This window comes from Streptomyces sp. NPDC002935 (assembly GCF_040611295.1).
Classification (GTDB): domain Bacteria; phylum Actinomycetota; class Actinomycetes; order Streptomycetales; family Streptomycetaceae; genus Streptomyces.
Window position 1 is genome coordinate 1 of sequence record NZ_JBEXNW010000045.1, and the last position, 22,240, is coordinate 22,240.

At 70.6% G+C, this 22,240-nt stretch carries 18 protein-coding genes, 3 tRNA genes and 1 pseudogene; 12 read left to right on the plus strand and 10 right to left on the minus strand.

All coding sequences use genetic code 11. The features are described from left to right. The 5 genes and pseudogenes from ABZX90_RS38575 to ABZX90_RS38595 all read left to right on the plus strand — a co-directional run. Positions 1-774 (plus strand): annotated as a pseudogene (locus tag ABZX90_RS38575) (hypothetical protein); the annotation flags it as partial. 143 nt (positions 775-917) lie between these two features. Continuing rightward, a complete protein-coding gene (gene purD / locus ABZX90_RS38580) occupies positions 918-2,189 on the plus strand; it encodes a phosphoribosylamine--glycine ligase (protein ID WP_355212969.1) in 1,272 nt (423 codons plus the stop codon). A 356-nt stretch (positions 2,190-2,545) separates the two neighbouring features. Continuing rightward, positions 2,546-4,396, plus strand: coding sequence for a hypothetical protein (locus ABZX90_RS38585; protein ID WP_355212971.1), 1,851 nt, complete (start codon positions 2,546-2,548; stop codon positions 4,394-4,396). Between the two features lie 187 nt (positions 4,397-4,583). Beyond that, positions 4,584-6,113 (plus strand): N,N-dimethylformamidase beta subunit family domain-containing protein, encoded by a 1,530-nt coding sequence (locus ABZX90_RS38590; protein ID WP_355212973.1) that lies wholly within the window; start codon positions 4,584-4,586, stop codon positions 6,111-6,113. A 133-nt stretch (positions 6,114-6,246) separates the two neighbouring features. Then, positions 6,247-7,146: a phosphoribosylaminoimidazolesuccinocarboxamide synthase gene (locus ABZX90_RS38595; RefSeq protein WP_355212975.1), complete on the plus strand. Its 900-nt coding sequence runs from the start codon at positions 6,247-6,249 to the stop codon at positions 7,144-7,146. Positions 7,147-7,264: 118 nt separating this feature from the next. Here the strand turns inward: ABZX90_RS38595 and ABZX90_RS38600 are convergent. The 8 genes from ABZX90_RS38600 to ABZX90_RS38635 form a co-directional block, all read right to left on the minus strand. Continuing rightward, positions 7,265-7,340, minus strand: a tRNA-Gly gene (locus ABZX90_RS38600). A 22-nt stretch (positions 7,341-7,362) separates the two neighbouring features. Continuing rightward, entirely contained in the window at positions 7,363-7,986 is a 624-nt protein-coding gene (locus ABZX90_RS38605; RefSeq protein WP_355213024.1) for a response regulator transcription factor, read from the minus strand. A 17-nt stretch (positions 7,987-8,003) separates the two neighbouring features. Then, entirely contained in the window at positions 8,004-9,359 is a 1,356-nt protein-coding gene (locus ABZX90_RS38610; protein ID WP_351131456.1) for a histidine kinase, read from the minus strand. A gap of 20 nt (positions 9,360-9,379) precedes the next feature. Further along, the gene (locus tag ABZX90_RS38615) at positions 9,380-10,183 is read right to left on the minus strand and encodes an ABC transporter permease (protein ID WP_355212977.1); all 804 of its coding nucleotides are present in this window, start codon (positions 10,181-10,183) and stop codon (positions 9,380-9,382) included. Beyond that, a complete protein-coding gene (locus ABZX90_RS38620; protein WP_355212979.1) occupies positions 10,180-11,217 on the minus strand; it encodes an ABC transporter ATP-binding protein in 1,038 nt (345 codons plus the stop codon). Before ABZX90_RS38620 ends, ABZX90_RS38615 begins: the two co-directional genes overlap by 4 nt. Before the next feature lie 237 nt (positions 11,218-11,454). Continuing rightward, positions 11,455-11,530 (minus strand) — tRNA-Gly (locus tag ABZX90_RS38625). A gap of 79 nt (positions 11,531-11,609) precedes the next feature. Then, positions 11,610-11,681, minus strand: a tRNA-Gly gene (locus tag ABZX90_RS38630). A 182-nt stretch (positions 11,682-11,863) separates the two neighbouring features. Further along, a complete protein-coding gene (locus tag ABZX90_RS38635) occupies positions 11,864-12,181 on the minus strand; it encodes an Lsr2 family protein (protein ID WP_351131403.1) in 318 nt (105 codons plus the stop codon). Positions 12,182-12,542: 361 nt separating this feature from the next. On the opposite strand from ABZX90_RS38635, the gene purS reads away from it, so the two are divergent. From purS to purM, 7 genes are all read left to right on the plus strand, one after another. Beyond that, on the plus strand, positions 12,543-12,806 hold the full coding sequence (gene purS / locus ABZX90_RS38640) for a phosphoribosylformylglycinamidine synthase subunit PurS (protein ID WP_005482678.1): 264 nt from the start codon (positions 12,543-12,545) through the stop codon (positions 12,804-12,806). Then, the gene (gene purQ / locus ABZX90_RS38645) at positions 12,803-13,507 is read left to right on the plus strand and encodes a phosphoribosylformylglycinamidine synthase subunit PurQ (RefSeq protein WP_351131404.1); all 705 of its coding nucleotides are present in this window, start codon (positions 12,803-12,805) and stop codon (positions 13,505-13,507) included. The genes purS and purQ overlap by 4 nt, the downstream gene beginning before the upstream one ends. Then, positions 13,504-15,780 carry a phosphoribosylformylglycinamidine synthase subunit PurL gene (purL, locus tag ABZX90_RS38650; protein WP_355212982.1) on the plus strand — a complete coding sequence of 759 codons (2,277 nt, stop codon included), beginning with the start codon at positions 13,504-13,506 and terminating at the stop codon, positions 15,778-15,780. Before purQ ends, purL begins: the two co-directional genes overlap by 4 nt. Positions 15,781-16,024: 244 nt before the next feature. Continuing rightward, positions 16,025-16,819, plus strand: coding sequence for a sterol carrier family protein (locus ABZX90_RS38655; protein WP_355212984.1), 795 nt, complete (start codon positions 16,025-16,027; stop codon positions 16,817-16,819). Positions 16,820-16,875: 56 nt separating this feature from the next. Continuing rightward, on the plus strand, positions 16,876-17,667 hold the full coding sequence (locus tag ABZX90_RS38660; RefSeq protein WP_355212986.1) for an META domain-containing protein: 792 nt from the start codon (positions 16,876-16,878) through the stop codon (positions 17,665-17,667). Between the two features lie 61 nt (positions 17,668-17,728). Next, complete coding sequence (purF, locus tag ABZX90_RS38665; RefSeq protein WP_351131409.1) at positions 17,729-19,255, plus strand: amidophosphoribosyltransferase; 1,527 nt, start codon at positions 17,729-17,731, stop codon at positions 19,253-19,255. Positions 19,256-19,296: 41 nt separating this feature from the next. Further along, positions 19,297-20,397, plus strand: coding sequence for a phosphoribosylformylglycinamidine cyclo-ligase (gene purM / locus ABZX90_RS38670; RefSeq protein WP_351131410.1), 1,101 nt, complete (start codon positions 19,297-19,299; stop codon positions 20,395-20,397). Positions 20,398-20,557: 160 nt separating this feature from the next. Here purM and ABZX90_RS38675 read toward each other — a convergent pair whose 3' ends face one another. Together ABZX90_RS38675 and ABZX90_RS38680 are read right to left on the minus strand one after the other, a co-directional pair. After that, complete coding sequence (locus ABZX90_RS38675; protein WP_037615441.1) at positions 20,558-20,812, minus strand: DUF3073 domain-containing protein; 255 nt, start codon at positions 20,810-20,812, stop codon at positions 20,558-20,560. A gap of 301 nt (positions 20,813-21,113) precedes the next feature. Next, positions 21,114-22,208 (minus strand): Glu/Leu/Phe/Val dehydrogenase dimerization domain-containing protein, encoded by a 1,095-nt coding sequence (locus ABZX90_RS38680; RefSeq protein ID WP_355212989.1) that lies wholly within the window; start codon positions 22,206-22,208, stop codon positions 21,114-21,116. Positions 22,209-22,240: the final 32 nt, after the last annotated feature.

A 22,240-nucleotide genomic window follows, 5' to 3' on the forward strand; every position in this document is an offset into this window, starting at 1 on the left:
GTGTACTTCTTCAAGGACATCGTGCGGATCGTCTCCGCCTGGGGGCGCGGGCTGCGCGACAAGGAGGAGCGGCACAGCCACGACTACAAGTTCGCTCCCTCGGCGCCACCGGCCGCGGGCGGCCCCGACCCCCGCACGCTGTGGCCGAACATCCTGGAGGCGGTGAAGAACCGCCGCCGGTTCACCTGGATCCTGCTCAGCCAGAACGCGCAGGTGACGGCCTTCGACGGCACGACCCTGCAGATCGGCTTCGTCAACGCCGGGGCGCGTGACAACTTCGCGAGCAGCGGCAGCGAGGACGTGCTGCGGCAGGCGCTCGCGGAGCAGTTCAACGTGCAGTGGAAGGTCGAGGCGATCGTGGATGCCTCGGGCGGTTCGGCACCCCCGGCCGCTCCGGCGGGCTCCGGGTTCGGCGGCGGAGGCGGTTACGGCGGGGGCGGCGGCTACGGAGGCGGAGGCGCCGGCGGTGGCAGTGGCGCCGGCGGTTACGGCGGGGCCCCGGCCGGCCAGCGCCCCGCGCCCCAGCAGCCATCGGCTCCGGCCTCGCAGCCCCCGTCCTCGCAGTCCGGCCCGTCCGCGGGCCACGCCCAGGGCCAGGGCAGGTCCGCGCCCGCGTCGACCCCGCCCCCGGCACACGACCCGCCGCCGGTCGCCCCCGAGGACGACACCCCGGAGGACGACGACCCCGACCTGGACGAGTCCGCCCTCTCGGGCCACGACCTGATCGTCCGCGAGCTGGGAGCGACGGTGCTGGAAGAGTTCACGAACGAGTGAGAGACCGGCCGGCTGAACACCTCTCGGCGGCAGTCCCCCGGCACATCGGCGACGGCCCTCTTGGAGGATCGCACCAGTGCCGCACCCCCCTTGCTTCGGAAGCCCCCACAAGGGCACCCGCGTGCGGCGGCTAGGCTGACCCCGTGAAGGTCCTTGTCATCGGTGGTGGCGCCCGCGAACACGCCCTGTGCCGCTCCCTGTCCCTCGACCCCGACGTCACCGCCCTGTACTGCGCTCCCGGGAACGCCGGGATCGCGGAGGTGGCGGAGCTGCACGCGGTCGACGCCCTCGACGGCACCGCCGTGGCCGCGCTGGCCACGGAGCTCGGCGCCGAACTGGTGATCGTGGGCCCGGAGGCCCCGCTGGTCGCCGGTGTCGCCGACGCCGTGCGCGCGGCGGGCATTCCCTGCTTCGGCCCCTCCGGGGAGGCCGCGCGACTGGAGGGCTCCAAGGCGTTCGCGAAGGACGTGATGGCGGGTGCCGGCGTCCCCACGGCACGCTCGTACGTCTGCGCGACGCCGGAGGAGGTCGAGGAGGCCCTCGACGCCTTCGGAGCGCCGTACGTCGTCAAGGACGACGGACTGGCGGCCGGCAAGGGCGTCGTCGTGACCGACGACCTCGACACGGCACGCGCGCACGCCAACGCCTGCGACCGCGTCGTCATCGAGGAGTTCCTCGACGGTCCCGAGGTCTCCCTCTTCGCGATCACCGACGGCACGACCGTCGTCCCGCTCCAGCCCGCCCAGGACTTCAAGCGCGCGCTGGACGGCGACGAAGGACCGAACACCGGCGGCATGGGCGCGTACTCGCCGCTGCCCTGGGCGGACCCGAAGCTCGTCGGGGAGGTCATGGAGACCGTCCTCCAGCCGACCGTCGACGAACTGCGCCGCCGCGGCACACCGTTCTCCGGCCTTCTGTACGCCGGTCTGGCGATCACCGGCCGTGGCGTACGGGTCATCGAGTTCAACGCCCGTTTCGGCGACCCCGAGACCCAGGTGGTCCTCGCCCGTCTGCAGACCCCGCTCGCCGGTGTCCTGCTGGCGTCCGCGAACGGCAGCCTCGCCGATCTGGAACCGCTGCGCTGGAGCGAGAACGCGGCGGTCACCGTGGTCGTGGCCTCGCACAACTACCCGGACACCCCGCGCACCGGCGACCCGATCACCGGGCTCGACGCCGTGGCCGCCGAGGAAGCCCCGCACGCGTACGTCCTGCACGCCGGCACCCGGCGCGAGGGCGGAGCGGTGGTGAGCGCGGGCGGCCGTGTGCTGTCCGTCACAGCGATCGGATCCGGTCTCACCGAGGCCCGCGAGCGCGCCTACGCGGCGGTCGCCCGCATCGGTCTCGACGGTTCGCAGCACCGCACCGACATCGCGGCGAAGGCGGCGGCGGACGCGGAGGCGGAGGCGGAGGCATAGCCTCAGGCCCCCATAGCATCACCGGGCCCCGGATTCCGTACGGAATCCGGGGCTTCGTCGTGCCTGGCCGGGCCCTTTCACCTGCGGGTTTCCGCCCGGAATCGGAGGCCTGATCGTGGCCCACCGTCATCCACCTTTCCCCAGAGCCATTCCATCGAGTGACCGATGCCCCATCCGGCTGACTCGGGCCGAGGCCCCAACTAGGGTGCGGCGAAAGCATTCCGGCACTTGGCCCACCGGCATTGCGATGTCGGCGGCGGGTGCCACAGTGGGGGAGTGACCAACGCCAGGGCATCCGTCGGCACCGGCAGTGAAAAGGCCGGGGCCCGGCGGACAAGAGGGGGTGACGTCCGGTCGTGACCGGTACGGGTGTGGAGGTGGGCGCGCAGGCAGCGCGCTCCCGGGCTCTCGCTGTGCTGCGCGTCCGCAGCAGGGCGCTGGCCGTCGCCCTGCTGCCCGCGGCCGCGGCCGTCGTGCTGCTCGTCGGTGGCTCCACCGGCCGCATCACGGGCGGGCCCTGGGGGATCGCGCGGTGGATCGTGACGGTCCTCGCCGTTCTGGTCCTTCTCGCGGCGGCGGGCGTCGCGCTCGTCGTGGCCCGCGCCCGGCCCGCGATGAGCCCCACGGTCCCGATCTCCGAGCGATCGGCCCCCGATCTCTACCGGATGGTCCGCGACCTGGCCGACCGTCTCGACGTTCCGGCTCCCTCGGCGATAGCGCTCACCCCGGACTGCGACAGCTGGCTGGAGGACCGCACCCACCGGGCACACGGTCGCTCCGCACCGGGCGGCAGGGACGCGTCGGACGCCGCGGACGGCGGGCGGGCAGCCCTGGCCGGAGGGCGCGGAATGCCCGGACTGACGCACCGCGCCCGCCGTGTCTCCGCCGCCCCCGTCCTCGTCATCGGCTCCCCCTTCCTGTGGTGGATGCGGGTCGGCGAACTGCGGGCGGTCCTCGCCCCGGTCGTCGCCGGTACGGGCCCGTCGGCGCACCCGGACATAGCCGCGGCCCGCCGTTTCGTACGAGGCCTGGACGCGGCCGTGGCCGTGTCCTCGGCACCCGGCCGTGACCCGCTGTCCCGCACGGTTCTCGCCGGTGTGGGCTGGGTGACCCGTCTCCTGCTGCGCGGCTGCCGGGGCCACGCCGCCGAAATGGAGCGGGGAGTGGCGGTCGCGGCGGCCGAGCGCGCACAGGCTGTGGACTACGGCGTGCGGATCGTCGCCCAGGAACAGGTGGGCCTGGCGTACGCGGGCTGGGACCGCCTGCTCACCCGCGTCGCGCTGCCCGCCTGGCGGATGGGCCGCTGGCCCTCCCGGCTGGACGTGGGCGTCGTCGCCGCGCTGACCGAGCTGTCCCGCCGCGACCGCCTGGCCGAGGGCTTCGCCTCCCGTCTCGGTGAGCGCCCCGCCTGCGATCTGCTCGAAGAGCCCGGCGCCGTGGACGAGGCGGCTTCGCTGCTCGCCGCCCGTCTCTTCCACGGCGGCCCCGCCGAGGCCGGCCCCGACTGGGCGCCGGTCGACTGGCAGGACTACCCGGACGAGGTCGTCGACCGTAAATGGCGCACCGACGCGGCCCGCCTCCACCGGGTCCTGGACACGCTCGGTGTCCGGCACCCCGCCGACCCCGCGCTGCCCGAGGCGGACGGCCCGACGCTGGCACGCGTGATGGACCATCTGTCGGAACCCGCGGAAGCCGGGCCCGCCCCGGACCCGGGCGGCTCCCTCGCGGCGCACCGCACGGAGGCGTACGGGGAGATGGGCATCGCCGAGAGCGAGGATCCGGACCTCGCCGTGGGGAACGAACGGTCGGCCGTCCTCGCGGCCGGGATCACCGCGGAACTGGCCCGCGAGGAGGCGTCCGCCCCGGCGACGCCCCCGCCCGCCGGGAGCGCCGAGCAGCAGGGCCCCGACCACGCCCTCTGGGACGACGGGATCCTTCCGCTGTTCCCGCTCCAGCCGCCCCGGACCGGCCGTGAGCTGCTGGCCGACCATGTCACCGCGATGGTCTGCTGCGCCGCGATGGACACCGCCGGAGCGGCCCCCGGACTCGACTGGCTCGACGGCCCGTCCCTTCTCGTCGCCGGTGAACGAGCCGCCGACCTCAGCCCCCGTGTCCTCACCCTCATAGAGACCGGGGATCCCGCGCCCCTGCGGGACTGGCTCCGTCACCTCGGCGTCCGCCCGGAGAAACCGGTCCGCCTGGTCTGACGCCCTGCCGGCGACCGGCCGCACGTTGTGCGCGGTCGCCTCGACCCAGGCGGAGCCAGCCGTTCCACTCACGTCAATTCGCGACGAACGGTGACGGACTGCGTGCGTAATGTGATGTGCTGGGACCGAACCGCGCACAGCGCAAGGGCTTACCAGAACGACGGGGGCACGAGGGAGGGGAGCAGGCATGGGGTCGGAGCAGATCCGCCGCTGGGAGTCGGGAGCACTCGCGCACGCCGTCACGGATCCCTTCGGCCAGGGCCCCGTTCCCTGGCTCCGCGGCAGCGAGACCTACTTCGACGACACCGGCCACGTCGTCCCCTGGTACCTGGACACCGACGCGACCCAGCCGCCCCACCCAGCGACCGGCACCGCCAGGATCCCGGGTCCGCGCGCCACCTCCGGCACCCGTGTGCGCTCCGGCGCCGGAGGCCCCCGCTCCGCCGACGACGTCCACCGCCAGATCAAGGGCTTCACCACCACGGGTGCCACCGCTCCCGGCGAGTCCATCGACTTCCATGTCACCGTCGACCCGCCGCAGGAATTCAGCGTCGACATCTACCGCATCGGCCACTACGGCGGTGACGGCGCCAGCAAGATCACCACGAGCCCCCGTCTCTCCGGCATCGTCCAGCCGCCGCCGCTCACGGCCGACCGCACCGTCTCCTGCCACCACTGGTGGCTGTCCTGGCGCCTGCAGATTCCGTCCTACTGGAGCGTCGGCGCCTATGTCGCCGTCCTCACCACCGTCGACGGCTACCGCTCCCACGTCCCCTTCACCGTCCGCGACCACCAGACGGCTGACCTGCTCCTGCTGCTCCCGGACATCACCTGGCAGGCGTACAACCTGTACCCGGAGGACGGCCACACCGGTGCCAGCCTCTACCACGCGTGGGACGAGAACGGCCGCCTGCTCGGCGAGGCCGACGCCGCGACGACCGTCTCCTTCGACCGCCCGTACGCGGGCGCCGGCCTTCCTCTCCATGTGGGCCACGCCTACGACTTCATCCGCTGGGCGGAACGGTACGGCTACGACCTCGCCTACGCCGACGCCCGTGACCTGCACGCCGGCCGCGTCGACCCCACCCGCTACCGCGGCCTCGTCTTCCCGGGCCACGACGAGTACTGGTCGCCGCAGATGCGCCGGACCACGGAACTCGCCCGCGAACACGGCACCTCGCTCGTCTTCCTCTCCGCCAACACCATGTACTGGCAGGTGGAGTTGGGGCCGTCCCCCTCGGGCGTCGCCGACCGGCTGCTGACCTGCCGGAAACGCCGGGGCCCGGGCAAGCCCGCCCTGTGGCGGGAGATCGACCGTCCGGAACAGCAGCTCATCGGTATCCAGTACGCGGGACGCGTCCCCGAGCCGCACCCCCTGGTCGTCCGCAACGCCGACCACTGGCTGTGGGAGGCGACCGGCGCGCACGAGGGCGACGAGGTGGAGGGCATGGTCGCGGGTGAGGCGGACCGTTACTTCCCGCGCACCCCGCTGCCGGAGCACCAGGACCGGATCCTGCTCGCACACTCCCCGTACCCGGACAGCGAGGGCACCCCCCGTCATCAGGAGACCTCGCTCTACCGGGCCCCGTCCGGCGCCCTGGTCTTCGCATCCGGGACGTTCGCGTGGTCTCCGGCCCTCGATCGCCCCGGCCACGTGGACCCACGTATCCAGCGAGCGACCGCCAATCTCCTCGACCGCATCTGCAAACACGACTGAGGAAGCCCGGCCGGGAGCCTCGCGACCCACCCGCACCACGGGCACCCGCACCGGCTCATCACGCCCCCTGTCCACACCCGCTCGCCCCATACGGGAGAATCGAGCCACTTGGACAGAACCACGGGGAGGCACCGTGTCCGGATTCGTCGAAAAGCCCGAGCCCCTTCAGGTGCCGGGTCTGGTACATCTGCACACCGGCAAGGTGCGCGACCTGTACCAGAACGAGGCGGGCGACCTCGTGATGGTCGCCAGTGACCGCATCTCCGCCTACGACTGGGTTCTCCCCACCGAGATCCCCGACAAGGGCCGCACGCTCACCCAGCTCTCGCTGTGGTGGTTCGACCAGCTCGCGGAGCTGGCCCCCAACCACGTGCTGAGTACCGAACTGCCGCCGGGCGCCCCCGCCGACTGGGCCGGCCGCACCCTGATCTGCAAGTCCCTGCGGATGGCTCCGGTCGAGTGCGTCGCCCGCGGCTATCTCACCGGCTCGGGCCTGGTCGAGTACAACGAGTCCCGCACCGTCTGCGGCCTCGCGCTCCCCGAGGGCCTCGTCGACGGCTCGGAACTCCCCGCGCCGATCTTCACCCCGGCCACCAAGGCCGCGGTCGGCGAGCACGACGAGAACGTCTCCTACGAGGAGGTCGCCCGCCAGGTCGGCGCCGAGACCGCCGCCGAACTGCGCCAGGCGACCCTCGCCGTCTACGGCCGCGCCCGTGACATCGCCCGCGACCGGGGCATCATCCTCGCGGACACGAAGTTCGAGTTCGGTTTCGAGGGCGAGACCCTCGTCCTCGCCGACGAGGTGCTGACCCCCGACTCCTCGCGCTTCTGGCCCGCCGACGCGTGGGAGCCGGGCCACGCGCAGCCGTCCTTCGACAAGCAGTACGTCCGCGACTGGCTGACCTCCGCGGAATCCGGCTGGGACCGCAGGAGCGAGCAGCCGCCGCCCGCGCTGCCCGAGCGCGTCGTGGAGGCCACCCGCGCCAAGTACATCGAGGCCTACGAGCGCCTGACGGGCGTCAGCTGGTCCTGACTCACCCGGGCCCGGCCACCGGCCGGGCCCGGCAGCCACCCGAGCCGGACAGTCCGAAGAATGTCCCCCGGCCGGAACACACGAAGAAGCCCCCGGCCACAGGCCGGGGGCTTCTTTCTGGAGCGGACGACCAGGTTCGAACTGGCGACCTCAACCTTGGCAAGGTTGCGCTCTACCAACTGAGCTACGTCCGCATGCGCCGTGGCGCGACAGCCACTATACCCAACCTCGCTCCCGCGCGAGACGCACCGCGGCGTGACGGTTCTCGGCGCCCAGCTTGGAGGCGGCCGACGACAGGTAGTTCCGCACGGTCCCCTGGGACAGCGCGGCCCGCTCCGCGATCTCTGCCACGGGCGCCCCGTCGGCGGCGAATTCGAGGACCTCGGCCTCGCGCGCGGTCAGCGGCGAGTCCCCGGCGGAGATCGCGTCGGCGGCCAACTCCGGGTCCACATAACGGTTTCCCGCGTGCACCGTACGGATGATCTCCGCAAGCCGCCGCGCACTGACCGTCTTCGGGACGAACCCCCGCACACCCGCCGTGAGTGCCCGCTTCAGATGCCCCGGCCGCCCGTGACTCGTCACGATCAGCACCTGGCAGCCAGGCAGTTCGGTCCGCAGGGATGTGGCCACCCTCACACCGTCCGCCCCCGGCATCTGAAGATCCAGGACGGCGACATCGGGCTGGTGCGCCCGCGCCATCGCCAGCGCCTCCGGTCCGGTCGCCGCCTCGGCCACCACGACCAGGTCGTCCTCGAGCCCGAGCAGCGCGGCCAGTGCTCCCCGGATCAGATGCTCGTCGTCGGCGAGCAGCAGCCGCACGGGGGACGCCGGCGCCGGCATGTCGAGCGGTACGGACGTCATGAGGTGGCCTCTCTCACCTGGTGTGGAACGGACGAGGGCGACACACTCCGGGTGTCGTCGCCAAGGGCACCGGACCCGACGACGGCCTCCGCACCGGTGTTTCCGTCCCGGTCCGGGGTGTGCGGGAGCGGTACCTCCGCCACCAGTCGGAACACCCCACCGCTCGCGCCGGCCCGCAGGACCCCGTCCACCTCCCCCAGCCGTTCCCGCAGCCCCACGAGCCCGGACCCGCTTCTCCGCCCGGAGTCGCCGTCCGGCCCGGGGCCCGGCTCCGGCGCGTCCGGCACCCCGTCGTTCTCGACGGTGAGCGTCACCCGCTCCTCCGCCACCCGCAGGGACAGCCCGCACCTTCTGGCGTCCCCGTGCCGCAGTACGTTCGTGGTCGCTTCCCGGACGACCCAGCCGAGCGCCGACTGGACCTGCGCGGGCAGCCCCGCGGCCGTGCCGGTGATGTCGCAGTCGATGCCGGCCGCGGTCAACACGCCCTGTGCCCCGGCCAGTTCAGTGGTCAGGTCGGCCTCGCGGTACCCCCGTACGACCTCGCGCACCTCCCGCTGGGACTCCCTGGCTATCCGCTGCACCTCGGTCATCTGGTCCACGGCCTCGGCCCGCCCGCGTCTGGCGAGCTGCACGGCGAGTTCGCTCTTGAGGGCGATCACCGCGAGGTTGCGGCCCATCACGTCGTGCAGATCGCGGCCGAAGCGCAGCCGCTCCTCGGCGACCGCGAGCCGGGCGCGGGTCTCGCGGGCCTTGTCGAGTTCGTAGACGGCGTTGAGCAGCCAGACGGAGAAGGCCGCGGTGAAGGTGAGGAATCCGGCGGTCAGCAGGACCAGGACGCCGGTGATCAGCGCGGCGGGGCCGGGGAAGCCGAGCGGCACGGAGAGCACGCCGGCGCCCGCGGCCGCGCCGAGCACGGCGTACGTCATCCGGCGTCTGTCGCGTGTGCCGAGCGCGAGCGTGCCCGTGCCGAACGCCGTGACGCCGACGAACAGCGAGGAGGCGACCAGGAACTCGCCGTCGCTGGCCGGGCGCCAGGGAGTGCCCGAGAGGACGACCCCCACGACGGCCACCACGGCCGTACCCACGGCCAGCGCGAGCAGCGTCCGCCGGGGCTGCTCCCGGGTGCCGCGCGCCCAGTCCAGCGCCCGCGAGGCGGTCACCGCGCAGAACACGGAGTGCCCGCACACCAGCAGGAACAGGGTCCAGGACCGTGCCGTCGCCACGTTCCCGAAGACGGGCAGTCCGATCGAGACGGCCTCGAGCACGGTGAAGAAGTGGAACGACCACCGTGTGTACGTCTCCACCTTCGCCGGGGTGCTCTTGCCCCGCCACCAGCCGGCCGGCCTGCTCATGCCCACCCCCGTGTCCGTGGTCATCGCCGCGGCTCCCAGCGGAACCACCGTCGTACAGCAAACACCGCGATCACGGTCCAGGCCACCGCCGTGACGAGGGCGCCCGTGGTGTCGTGGGCGGAGAGGTGCCCGGTCCAGCCGCCGCGGATCAGGGTGATCACCGGGGTGAGGGGCAGCAGTTCGCAGAACGAGGCCATGCCGTCGGGCAGCGTCTCCAGGGGGATGAAGGTCCCGGAACCGACCAGTGACACCAGCGTCAGGGGCGTGGCCGCGAGCTGGGCGCCCTCGACGCTCCTGCTGAAGCTCGCGGTGACGGCGGCGAGCGCCGGCCAGGTGATGAATGCCAACAGCAGACCCAGCAGGACGAGATGGGGTGCTTCGGGCGCCCCGACGCCGAGCGTCACCTCGTAGGCGACGGTCAGGATCACGCACTGGGCGAGTCCTGTCGCCACCGAGGGCAGCGCGGCTCCCACGAGGATCTCCACGTCCCCCAGCTCCCCGGTGCGCAGCCGCTTGAGGACGAGTTCTTCGCGGCGGGCCGTGTACACGTTCACCAGGGAGCTGTAGACGGCGAAGAGGAGCGAGAAGCCGATCGAGGAGGGCAGCAGGATCGAACCGACGGTGAGACCGGTGCCTTTCAGATTCATCTGGTCGACGTTCGAGCGGAGCATGAACGGCATGGCCAGCGGTACGAACACCGCTGCGGCGAGTGTCGCCCTGCTGCGGCCCAGCAGCGTCAGTTCGGCGCGTGCCAGCGCGCCCATCCGTCCCGCGGCCGTGGTCCTGGTCGCGCCGGCGCCGGTCGTGACTGCTGTTCGGCTCATGCCTCGGTCCCCCTTTTCCGCGCATCCACTGTCCGCGCATCCACGGTCCGCGCATCCGCGGACCGTCCCGCCGTCCTCGGACCGTCCACGCCGTCCACCGCCGCCTCCCGCGCGATCCGCAGGAACGCCTCCTCCAAAGAGGCCTGGCGCACATCGAGCCCCCGCAGCTCGACCCGCGCCCGCTCGGCCCACACCAGCAGGGCGGTGGCCGTCCGTTGCAGCTCGTTCGTGCGCAGCTTGATCACGCGGCCCGCCGTCTCATGGCTGCTCACGCCGAGTTCGGCCAGCGGGGGCAGGTCGCCGGGGAAGTAGCCGTCGGGCAGTCGGAAGGAGATGCGCGACGGCTGGGAGGCGGTGACCTCGGCCGGGGTGCCGATGGCCGCGATGCGTCCTTCGTGGAGGATCGCCAGCCGGTCGGCGAGTTCCTCCGCCTCTTCCAGATAGTGGGTGGTCAGCAGGACCGTGGTCCCGCCGTCGCGCAGCTCGCGCACCAACTCCCAGGTGCTCCGGCGGCCTTCCACGTCGAGTCCGGTCGTGGGCTCGTCGAGGAAGAGGATCTCGGGGCGGCCGAGGAGCGCGAGCGCCAGGTCCAGGCGCCGCTTCTCGCCCCCGGACAACTGCTTGACCCGTACGTCGCAGCGGTGCGCGAGGCCGACCATGTCCAGCGCCTGCCCGGTGGGACGGGCTCCGCTGGTGCACGCCGCCCACATCCGCACGGTCTCCGCGACCGTCAGCTCGGAGGGGAAGCCGCCTTCCTGGAGCATCACGCCGATGCGGGGCCGCACGGCCGCCCGGTCCGTGTACGGATCGCGCCCGAGGACCCGCACACGCCCGGCGGCCGGGGGAGCGAGACCCTCGATCAGTTCGACGGTGGATGTCTTGCCCGCGCCGTTGGTACCGAGGAGAGCGAAGAGCTCACCGCGGCCCACGGAGAAGGTGACTCCGCGCACCGCCTCGAAATCTCTTCCGTCGCCCCCGTACACACGCCGCAGATCAGTGACCTCGATCACGTCATCCTGCTCGTTCGTGTTCATGAAATCAGCGTCCCGGCGGACGGGTTCCCTCAGCAGTGCGCGGTGTCATCACTCCGCATGACAAATGTCAGACGGGACTCCGGCGCGAGCGGGCGGCGATAGCCGGGAAGGACACGGAGGCGATAGGCAGGAGGACCCTGATACGGGTGCGGCCCATCGACATCCATGGCCGGGCGAGAGGTCGGGGCTCGCGGACACGAGAAAGACCCCGGTCGACTGACCGGGGCCTTTGCTTCGTGGAGCGGACGACCAGGTTCGAACTGGCGACCTCAACCTTGGCAAGGTTGCGCTCTACCAACTGAGCTACGTCCGCATTGCCTCCGACCGGCTTCCACCGATCGGCGCGAGCACCACTCTACCTGATCAACAACCGTGATCGGTAAGCGATGCAGAGCGGGTGACAGGAATTGCACACTGCGCCTTCCCCCTGGAAGGGGGATGTTCTGCTACTGAACTACACCCGCACGACCCTCGGGTTCCGGCTTTTCGGCCTGGCCCCTCGGCGTGTTCCAGACTCTAGCTGATCAGGCGGGGGTCAGCGCAAGTCCGTTCTTCCAGGGGTCCGGTGGAGGGCTCTCGCGGCACCCGGCCCGGGCCAGGGCTCCCGCGGAGGCTCTCGTCGGGTGCCCCGTCCGGGGCCGCCGGCTCAGTGCGCCTCGGCGAACGCCTCGTAGACCTTCTTGGGGATCCGGCCGCGCGGCGGCACGTCCATCTTGTTGGAGCGGGCCCAGGCGCGGACCGCGGCCGGGTCGGGCGTCAACGCGGTGTGCGTGTAGACCTTCCCGGACTTCGACTGCTTGCGGCCGGCCTCGAGGTAGGGCGCGAGCGCCTTACGCAGTTTCTTGGCATTGGCTGGATTGAGGTCGATCTCGTACGACTTGCCGTCGAGTCCGAAGGCGATCGTTTCCGCCGCTTCCGAGCCGTCGATGTCGTCAAAGAGAGTGACCACGACACGCTGCGCCACGAATATCGGTCCCTTCGTGCGACACCTCTGCGATCAACGGTCATGACGTGCGTGGACGTCACGGAGTTGTCGGGGAGATGTCGACTGTCCGGCTGTTATCGAGCAAAGTATCGGCTATTGCCAATTCCTTTGTACAGTGCCCGGCATTGCATTGTGAAGCCCGACTAAATCCCTGCGCGTGTCCGAAGGCAATGGGGTCCTACCGCTCTTCTGCGGTTTTTCCCAGGATTTTCCGTGCATGCCCCCGTGCCGATGCCTGATCGTGATCGGGGTCACGTAGGATTCTACGAATCTACGCGAGTAGAAATTTTGTACGGGTAGTCTGAAGGGACCTGCTCAGCACCACACACCGGGAGTGCCAGTGGCACGCGTCGTAGTCGACGTCATGCTCAAGCCGGAGATCCTCGACCCCCAGGGCCAGGCGGTGCAGCGTGCACTGCCGCGCCTCGGTTTCGAAGGTGTCTCCGACGTCCGTCAGGGAAAGCGATTCGAACTGGAAGTGGACGGACCGGTGGACGACGCCGCGCTCGCCCGCATCCATGAACTGGCGGAATCCTTCCTCGCCAACACCGTGATCGAGGACTTCACCGTCAAGGTCGAGGAAGTCGCGGAGGCCGGAAAGTGACCGCTCGTATTGGAGTCGTCACCTTTCCGGGCAGCCTCGACGACCGTGACACGCAGCGCGCGATCAAGCTGGCCGGTGCCGAACCCGTAGCTCTCTGGCACAAGGACAAGGACCTCAAGCAGGTCGACGCCGTGGTGCTGCCCGGCGGTTTCTCGTACGGCGACTATCTGCGGGCCGGCGCCATCTCGCGCTTCTCGCCGGTGATGGAGACCGTCATCGAGCAGGCGAAGTCCGGAATGCCGGTTCTCGGCATCTGCAACGGCTTCCAGGTCCTCACCGAGGCGCACCTTCTCCCCGGCGCGATGCTCGGCAACAACCACCTCCACTTCATCTGCCGCGACCAGAAGCTGCGGGTGGAGAACGCGGAGACCGCCTGGACCGCCGACTACGCGGCCGGCCAGGAGATCCGCATCCCGCTGAAGAACATGGACGGGCGGTACGTCGCCGACGAGCACACGCTCGACATGCTGGAGGCGGAGGGCCGGGTCGCGTTCCGTTACGTGGTCAGTGGCGAAGCCGCTGATGGATGCGGTAACCCGAACGGCTCGCTGCGCGACATCGCCGGCATCACGAACGAGGCGGGCAATGTCGTCGGTCTGATGCCGCACCCGGAGCACGCCGTCGAGCCCCTGGTCGGGTCCGGCCGCACCGACGGCCTCCCCTTCTTCACGTCGATCCTCAAGAAGCTGGTCAACGCATGAGCCGCACGCCTCTGGACACGGTCGAGAACGCGGCCGCGACCCCCGACGTCGAGCTGCCCTGGGCCGAACTGGGCCTGAAGAAGGACGAGTACGAGCGCGTCGTCGAGATCCTCGGCCGCCGGCCCACCGGCGCCGAGCTCGCCATGTACTCCGTCATGTGGTCCGAGCACTGCTCCTACAAGTCCTCGAAGGTCCACCTCCGCCAGTTCGGCGAGAAGGCCCCGCAGTCCGACGCGCTGCTCGTCGGCATCGGCGAGAACGCCGGCGTCGTCGACGTCGGCCAGGGCTACGCGGTCACCTTCAAGGTCGAGTCGCACAACCACCCGTCGTACGTCGAGCCCTACCAGGGCGCGGCCACCGGCGTCGGCGGCATCGTGCGCGACATCATCGCCATGGGCGCGCGGCCGGTCGCGGTCGTCGACCCGCTGCGCTTCGGCGCGGCCGACCACCCCGACACCAAGCGCGTCCTGCCGGGTGTCGTCGCGGGCATCGGCGGCTACGGCAACTGCCTGGGCCTGCCCAACATCGGCGGCGAGGTCGTCTTCGACGCCTGCTACCAGGGCAACCCGCTCGTCAACGCCGGCGCCATCGGCGTCATGCGGCACGAGGACATCCACCTCGCGAAGGCGTCCGGAACCGGCAACAAGGTCATCCTGTACGGGGCCCGCACGGGCGGCGACGGCATCGGCGGCGCGTCGATCCTCGCCTCGGAGACCTTCGACGACGCCAAGCCGTCGAAGCGTCCCGCCGTCCAGGTCGGTGACCCCTTCCAGGAGAAGCTCCTCATCGAGTGCACCCTGGAGGCCTTCGCCGAGAAGCTGGTCGTCGGCATCCAGGACCTCGGCGCTGCCGGTCTGTCCTGCGCCACCAGCGAGCTGGCGTCCAACGGCTCCGGCGGCATGCGCGTCACCCTGGACGACGTACCCCTGCGGGACTCGACTCTCTCTCCCGAGGAAATCCTCATGAGCGAGTCGCAGGAACGCATGTGCGCGGTCGTCGAGCCGGCGAAGGTCGACCGCTTCCTGGAGATCTGCGACAAGTGGGACGTCATCGCCACCGTCATCGGTGAGGTCACCGACGGCGACCGCCTGGAGATCTTCTGGCACGGCGGCAAGATCGTCGACGTCGACCCGCGCACGGTCGCGCACGACGGCCCGGTCTACGAGCGCCCCTACGCCCGCCCCTCCTGGCAGGACGCCCTCCAGGCCGACGACGCGAACAAGCTGCCCCGCCCGGCGACGAGCGAGGAGCTGAAGGACCAGGTCCTGAGGCTGGTCTCCTCCCCGAACCAGGCCTCCAAGTCCTGGATCACCTCCCAGTACGACCACTTCGTGCAGGGCAACACGGTGCTGGCCCAGCCCGAGGACTCGGGCATGATCCGCATCGACGAGGAGACCGGGCTCGGCGTCGCCATCGCGACCGACGGCAACGGCCGCTACGCCAAGCTCGACCCGTACACGGGCGCGCAGCTGGCCCTCGCCGAGGCCTACCGCAACGTCGCGACGACCGGTGCCAAGCCGCTCGCCGTCTCCGACTGCCTGAACTTCGGCTCGCCCGAGGACCCGGCCGTCATGTGGCAGTTCGCCGAGGCGATCCGTGGACTGGCCGACGCCTGCCAGCAGTTGGGCACCCCGGTGACCGGCGGCAACGTCTCGCTGTACAACCAGACCGGCGAGGTCGCCATCCACCCGACTCCGGTCGTGGCCGTGCTGGGCGTCATCGACGACGTCGCCCGGCGCACCCCGGTCGCCTTCCAGGAAGAGGGCCAGCTCCTCTACCTGCTCGGTGACACCCACGAGGAGTTCGGCGGCTCGGCCTGGTCGCAGGTCGTCCACGACCACCTCGGTGGTCTGCCGCCGAAGGTCGACCTGGAGCGCGAGCGGCTGCTCGCCGAGATCCTCATCTCGGCCTCCCGCGACGGCATGATCGACTCCGCGCACGACCTGTCCGACGGCGGTCTGATCCAGGCTGTGGTCGAGTCGGCACTGCAGGGCGGCAAGGGCGCGCGGCTGATCGTGCCCGACGGTCTCGACGCGTTCACGTTCCTCTTCTCGGAGTCGGCGGGCCGCGCGGTCGTCGCCGTCCCGCGCTCGGAGGAGCTCCGCTTCAACGACATGTGCGGTGCCCGGGGTCTGCCCGTCACCCGTATCGGTGTCGTCGACGGCATCGAGTCCGACGCGACCGCGATGGTCGACGTCCAGGGCGAGTTCGTGCTCTCCCTGGCGGAGCTGCGCACGGCCCACGAGGGCACGATCCCGGCGCTGCTGGCGTAACCCGTCAATCTGTGCGAAGGCCCCGCCCGTTTCGACGGGCGGGGCCTTCGTCGTGCCGGGACCGGCCCGGTCTGCCGAGGCGGGGCTGAAGGGTCCTCGGCGTCGGCGGACCTGGGCAACCTCGGCGCGGGCAGTGCGGCGAGGGCCATCAGGCCGGCTCAGGAAACCTGCGGCGCCTGATCAGCGCACGTGCCAGGCCCGGCGTCTCCGGCATGATCCGCCGGACAGGCCCTAGGCTCGCCGTATGACCTCAGCCCGGAAACGCGCGCGTACCTACGACTCCGCCAAGATCCGCGCGGCGGTTCTCGCGCAGTTCGGGAACGTACGGGACGGCGTACGCGCGCTGAGCGAGGAGCAGTTGGCACGGCCCGCACAGCTCGGGGACTGGACTGTGCGGGAGTTGGCCGCGCACATCGTGATGGCGGTCGAGGCGGTGAGCCGGCACCTCGACCTGCCGGCGCCCGCTGCGAAGGAACGCGCGCTGCTCGACTGGCCGTTCGGGACGGCGGCCCGCGCCGGGAACATCGCCGACGGCACGCGCGCACTCGCCGCCGACCATCCCGACCTCGACGCGCTCTACGCCCACGCCGAACACCGGATCACCGAGCACCTGGCCACGGCCCCCGACGACCGGCTGCTCGCCGTGAGCGCGGGGGCGATGACCCTCGCCGACTACCTCGTCACCCGCACCGTCGAACTCGTCGTGCACACCGATGATCTGAACCGCGCCGCCGGTACCGACATCCCCTTCGACCGCCAGGCCCTCGCCGCCTGCACCCGGCTGCTCGCCGACACGCTCGCCGTGAAGGCGCCCGGCGCGTCGACGGAGGTCCGGATCCCGCCGTACGCCGTCGTCCAGTGCGTGGAAGGGCCCCGGCACACCCGCGGCACTCCGCCGAACGTGGTCGAGACGGACCCGCTGACCTGGCTCCGGCTCGCGACGGGACGTACGCGGTGGAAGACGGCGCTGGACGACGCGAAGGTCAGCGCGAGCGGCGAGCGCGCCGACCTCGGCGGCCTGCTCCCCCTGATGGGCTGAACCCCCTCGCACCGCCTCCGAGGGAACCGGTCACCCACCCCTCCCGTCCCATCCGCATGGACAAGCAGCGAACGACCCTCAGTGTCCTGACCCTGCTGCCCCTCGCCGTGGCGTGCGGTACCCAGTCGGCGGGGAGCGGGTCCGCGCGGACGGATTCGGCACCGGTGACCGGTGTCCACTGGACGGTCGACAGCCTCACCGTGGACGGAAAGACCGCGCAGGCACCCTCGGGCGCGTATCTGAGGATCGGCGAGGACGGTCGGGTCAGCGGCAACCTCGGCTGCAACGGCTTCGGTTCGAAGGCCACCCTCGACGGTGACCGCGTCGAGTTCGGCGAGATCCAGACGACCGACATGGGCTGCGAGAAGGGCCCGATGAGCTTCGAGCGGAGCCTGAGCCGCACCGTCGCGGGCGGCAGCGCGTTCACGACCAAGGCCGACGGCGACAAGCTGACGCTCACCGCCGACAACGGCGACCGGATCAGCCTCACCAAGGAGCAGGACGCACCCCTGCGAGGGACGAAGTGGACGGTCACGGCACTCGGTGACACGAACGTGTCCCAGCCGCTCCCGAAGGGGGCCAACGCGTACTTCGTCCTCGGCGAGGACGGCACCTTCGACGGCCGGCTCGGCTGCAACCACGCGTCCGCCCAGGCCACCGTCAGCGACGGACATATCACCCTCGGCCGGGTCAGGACCACCCGCATGATGTGCCAAGGCTCACTCATGAGGACCGAGAAGACGCTGCTGGAGCTCTTCGACAGCAAGCCCGCCTACACGTTGGATCATCGTGGCATCACGCTGACCAGCACAAACGGCACAATCGTCAGCGCGGTGGCCGACGAGTGATCCACTGAGGCCCCGAATCCCCAATTCGGACCAGTGGTCGATCTCGCCTACACTCGGAGCCGTGCCACGTGGTGACGGTCGACTCAATCATGATCTGCTCCCCGGTGAGAAAGGCCCCCAGGACGCTTGCGGCGTCTTCGGTGTCTGGGCTCCGGGCGAAGAGGTCGCCAAGCTCACTTACTTCGGGCTCTACGCCCTCCAGCATCGGGGTCAGGAATCCGCGGGAATCGCGGTCAGCAACGGCTCCCAGATCCTCGTCTTCAAGGACATGGGCCTCGTGTCCCAGGTCTTCGACGAGACCTCGCTCGGTTCGCTCCAAGGTCATATCGCGGTCGGTCACGCCCGCTACTCGACCACTGGTGCCTCCGTGTGGGAGAACGCCCAGCCGACGTTCCGTGCCACCGCGCACGGTTCCATCGCGCTCGGCCACAACGGCAACCTCGTCAATACGGCGCAGCTCGCCGAGATGGTCGCCGACCTGCCCAAGCAGGAAGGCCGCACCACCCGTGTGGCGGCCACCAACGACACCGACCTGCTCACCGCGCTCCTCGCGGCCCAGGTCGACGACGACGGCAAGCCGCTGACCATCGAAGAGGCTTCCACCAAGATCCTCCCGCAGGTCATGGGCGCCTTCTCGCTCGTCTTCATGAACGAGCACACCCTCTACGCCGCCCGTGACCCGCAGGGCATCCGCCCGCTGGTCCTCGGCCGCCTGGAGCGTGGCTGGGTGGTCGCCTCCGAGTCCGCCGCCCTCGACATCTGCGGCGCCAGCTATGTGCGCGAGATCGAGCCGGGCGAGTTCGTCGCCATCGACGAGAACGGCCTGCGGACCTCGCGATTCGCGGAAGCGAAGCCCAAGGGCTGCATCTTCGAGTACGTCTATCTGGCCCGCCCCGACACGGACATCGCCGGTCGGAACGTGTACCTCTCGCGCGTCGAGATGGGCCGCAAACTCGCCAAGGAAGCCCCTGTGGAGGCCGACCTGGTGATAGCGACCCCGGAGTCCGGGACGCCCGCCGCGATCGGTTACGCGGAAGCCTCAGGCATCCCGTTCGGTGCCGGCCTGGTGAAGAACGCGTATGTCGGCCGGACCTTCATCCAGCCGTCGCAGACGATCCGCCAGCTCGGAATCCGCCTGAAGCTGAATCCGCTCAAGGAAGTCATCAAGGGCAAGCGCCTGGTCGTCGTCGACGACTCGATCGTGCGCGGCAACACCCAGCGCGCCCTGGTCCGGATGCTGCGCGAGGCGGGTGCGGCCGAGGTCCACATCCGGATCTCCTCCCCGCCCGTGAAGTGGCCCTGCTTCTTCGGCATCGACTTCGCGACCCGCGCCGAGCTGATCGCGAACGGCATGACCATCGAGGAGATCGGCACCTCGCTCGGCGCCGACTCGCTCTCGTACATCTCGCTCGACGGGATGATCGAGGCCACGACGATCGACAAGCCGAATCTGTGCCGCGCCTGCTTCGACGGCGAGTACCCGATGGAGCTTCCGGACCCCGAACTGCTCGGCAAGCAGCTCCTGGAGACCGAGCTGGCCGCGGGTCCCGCAGCCACGGCCGCGGCTGACGCCATCCGTCGCCCGTAGTGCCGCAGAGCCCCGTTTCACCAACCGAAAGATCCCAGGCAATGTCTTCTGTGTCTGATCAGTCCCCTCCGGCGACGGGCAGTGCCTCCGGTGCGTCCTACGCGGCTGCCGGAGTCGACATCGAGGCGGGCGACCGCGCCGTAGAGCTGATGAAGGAGTGGGTGAAGAAGACGCAGCGCCCCGAGGTCCTCGGTGGCCTCGGCGGCTTCGCCGGCCTCTTCGACGCCTCGGCCCTCAAGCGCTTCGAGCGTCCGCTGCTCGCCTCCGCCACGGACGGCGTGGGCACCAAGGTCGACATCGCCCGGCAGCTGGGCGTGTACGACACCATCGGCCACGACCTGGTCGCGATGGTCATGGACGACATCGTGGTGTGCGGCGCCGAGCCGCTCTTCATGACCGACTACATCTGCGTGGGCAAGGTCCACCCGGAGCGGGTCGCGGCCATCGTGAAGGGCATCGCCGAGGGCTGTGTCCTCGCGGGCTGCGCCCTGGTGGGCGGCGAGACGGCCGAACACCCCGGTCTGCTCGGTCCGGACGACTTCGACGTCGCGGGCGCCGGTACGGGCGTCGTCGAGGCCGACCAGCTGCTCGGCCCGGATCGCATCCGTACGGGTGACGCGGTGATCGCCATGGCGGCCTCCGGTCTTCACTCGAACGGGTACTCGCTCGTCCGGCATGTCCTCTTCGACCGGGCGAACCTGCGCCTGGACCAGCACATCGAGGAGTTCGGCCGCACGCTCGGCGAGGAGCTCCTGGAGCCCACCAAGATCTACTCGCTGGACTGCCTGACGCTGACGAAGAGCACCGAGGTGCACGCCTTCAGCCACATCACCGGCGGCGGACTGGCGGCCAACCTGGCCCGTGTCGTCCCGGACGGTCTGCACGCCGTGGTCGACCGCGAGACCTGGACCCCGGCGCCGGTCTTCGACCTGGTCGGCAGGACCGGCGGCGTCGAGCGCCTGGAGCTGGAGAAGACGCTGAACATGGGCGTCGGCATGATGGCGATCGTGCCCGAGGAGTCCGCCGAGGTCGCCCTCGCCGTCCTCGCGGACCGCGGAGTGGACGCCTGGATCGCCGGCGAGATCACCGAGCGCGGGGACCACGCGACGGGCGCGGCGCTCATCGGCGACTACGCGGGCTGAGGCCCCCCGAGACAGCACGAAACCCGGTCCGGTGGTGAAACCCCGGACCGGGTGAGGTGCAGTCGCTACGAGAAATACGCCAGGCCAGATCTACCAGGAACCCACGCCAGGAGATCCGCTACGAGAAGAGGTCGCGGAAACTGCGAGGGACGCTGTTGCGTCAAGCGCCGCGACGTTGCGACTGAGGGCCGGACTGGTCGTCCTCGTCCTCGTCGTCGTCGTTATAGAGATCCGCGTACTGTGCGTACGGGTCGTCTTCCTCGTCGTCGTCCTCGAACGGCTCGCCATTCGGCGGCTGGCTCGAAGTCGAAGCGCCCAGCTCATTGGCCAGACGCGAGAGGTCAGTCCCGCCGCTGCTGTACTTCAGCTGGCGGGCGACCTTCGTCTGCTTGGCCTTTGCCCGGCCGCGCCCCATGGCTCGACCCCCTCGGATACGGGGCTCGACGGCCCCAGAGTCTTGACACGCGTTCATGATCTGGAACGGACTCTCCGTGGAGAGACCGGTCCGTAGGGCTTCCACGGTACCTGAGCCCGCGCCCATACGGTACGTCGCCCGCAGCACGCGCCTTCACCCAGAACCCGCGAGGTGCCCTGTCCTCGCTGGTCAACCGCGATTTTAACCTCTTCTTGGCGTACGACCCGCCGACAGACGTGAGAGTTCTCTCCCAACCGGCCGTCGGCGGGTCCCTGACAAGGGCGTATGGCCCCGGAAGGCGTCAGTGACGCCGTGCCTCCGCCATCCGCTGCTCGGCGATCCGGTCGGCCGCCGCGGCCGGCGGAATCCCGTCCTGCTTCGCACGTGCGAATATGGCCAGCGTGGTGTCGAAGATCTTCGCGGCCTTCGCCTTGCACCGGTCGAAGTCGAAGCCGTGCAGCTCGTCGGCGACCTGGATGACCCCGCCCGCGTTCACCACGTAGTCGGGGGCGTACAGGATGCCGCGGTCCGCGAGGTCCTTCTCCACGCCCGGGTGCGCCAGCTGGTTGTTGGCGGCACCGCACACGATCTTGGCGGTGAGCACCGGCACGGAGCTGTCGTTGAGCGCCCCGCCCAGCGCGCACGGCGCGTAGATGTCGAGGCCCTCGGTGCGGATGAGTGCCTCGGTGTCCGCGACGGCCGTGACGCCGGAGGGATGCCGGTCCAGGATCCGCTGCACGGAGTCGGCCCGCACGTCCGTGATCACGACCTCGGCGCCGTCCGCGCGCAGGTGCTCGACCAGGTGGTGGCCCACCTTGCCGACGCCGGCGACGCCGACCTTGCGGCCGCGCAGCGTCGGGTCGCCCCACATGTGCTGGGCGGACGCCCGCATGCCCTGGAACACGCCGAAGGCGGTCAGGACCGACGAGTCGCCCGCGCCGCCGTTCTCCGGGGAGCGGCCGGTCGTCCACCGGCACTCGCGCGCCACGACGTCCATGTCGGCGACGTAGGTGCCGACGTCGCACGCCGTGACGTACCGGCCGCCGAGCGAGGCGACGAACCGGCCGTACGCGAGGAGCAGCTCCTCGGACTTGATCTGCTCGGGGTCGCCGATGATGACGGCCTTGCCGCCGCCGTGGTCGAGTCCGGCCATGGCGTTCTTGTACGACATCCCGCGCGCGAGGTTGAGGGCGTCGGCGACGGCCTCCTGCTCGCTCGCGTACGGGTAGAAGCGCGTGCCACCGAGGGCCGGGCCCAGAGCGGTGGAGTGGATGGCGATGACGGCCTTGAGGCCGCTGGCGCGGTCCTGGCAGAGCACGACTTGCTCATGACCCCCCTGATCCGAACGGAAAAGGGTGTGCAGTACATCAGCAGGCGCGCCGGTTACGTCGGTCACTGTGGTGACTCCCAGGTAAAAAACGGCGGTTG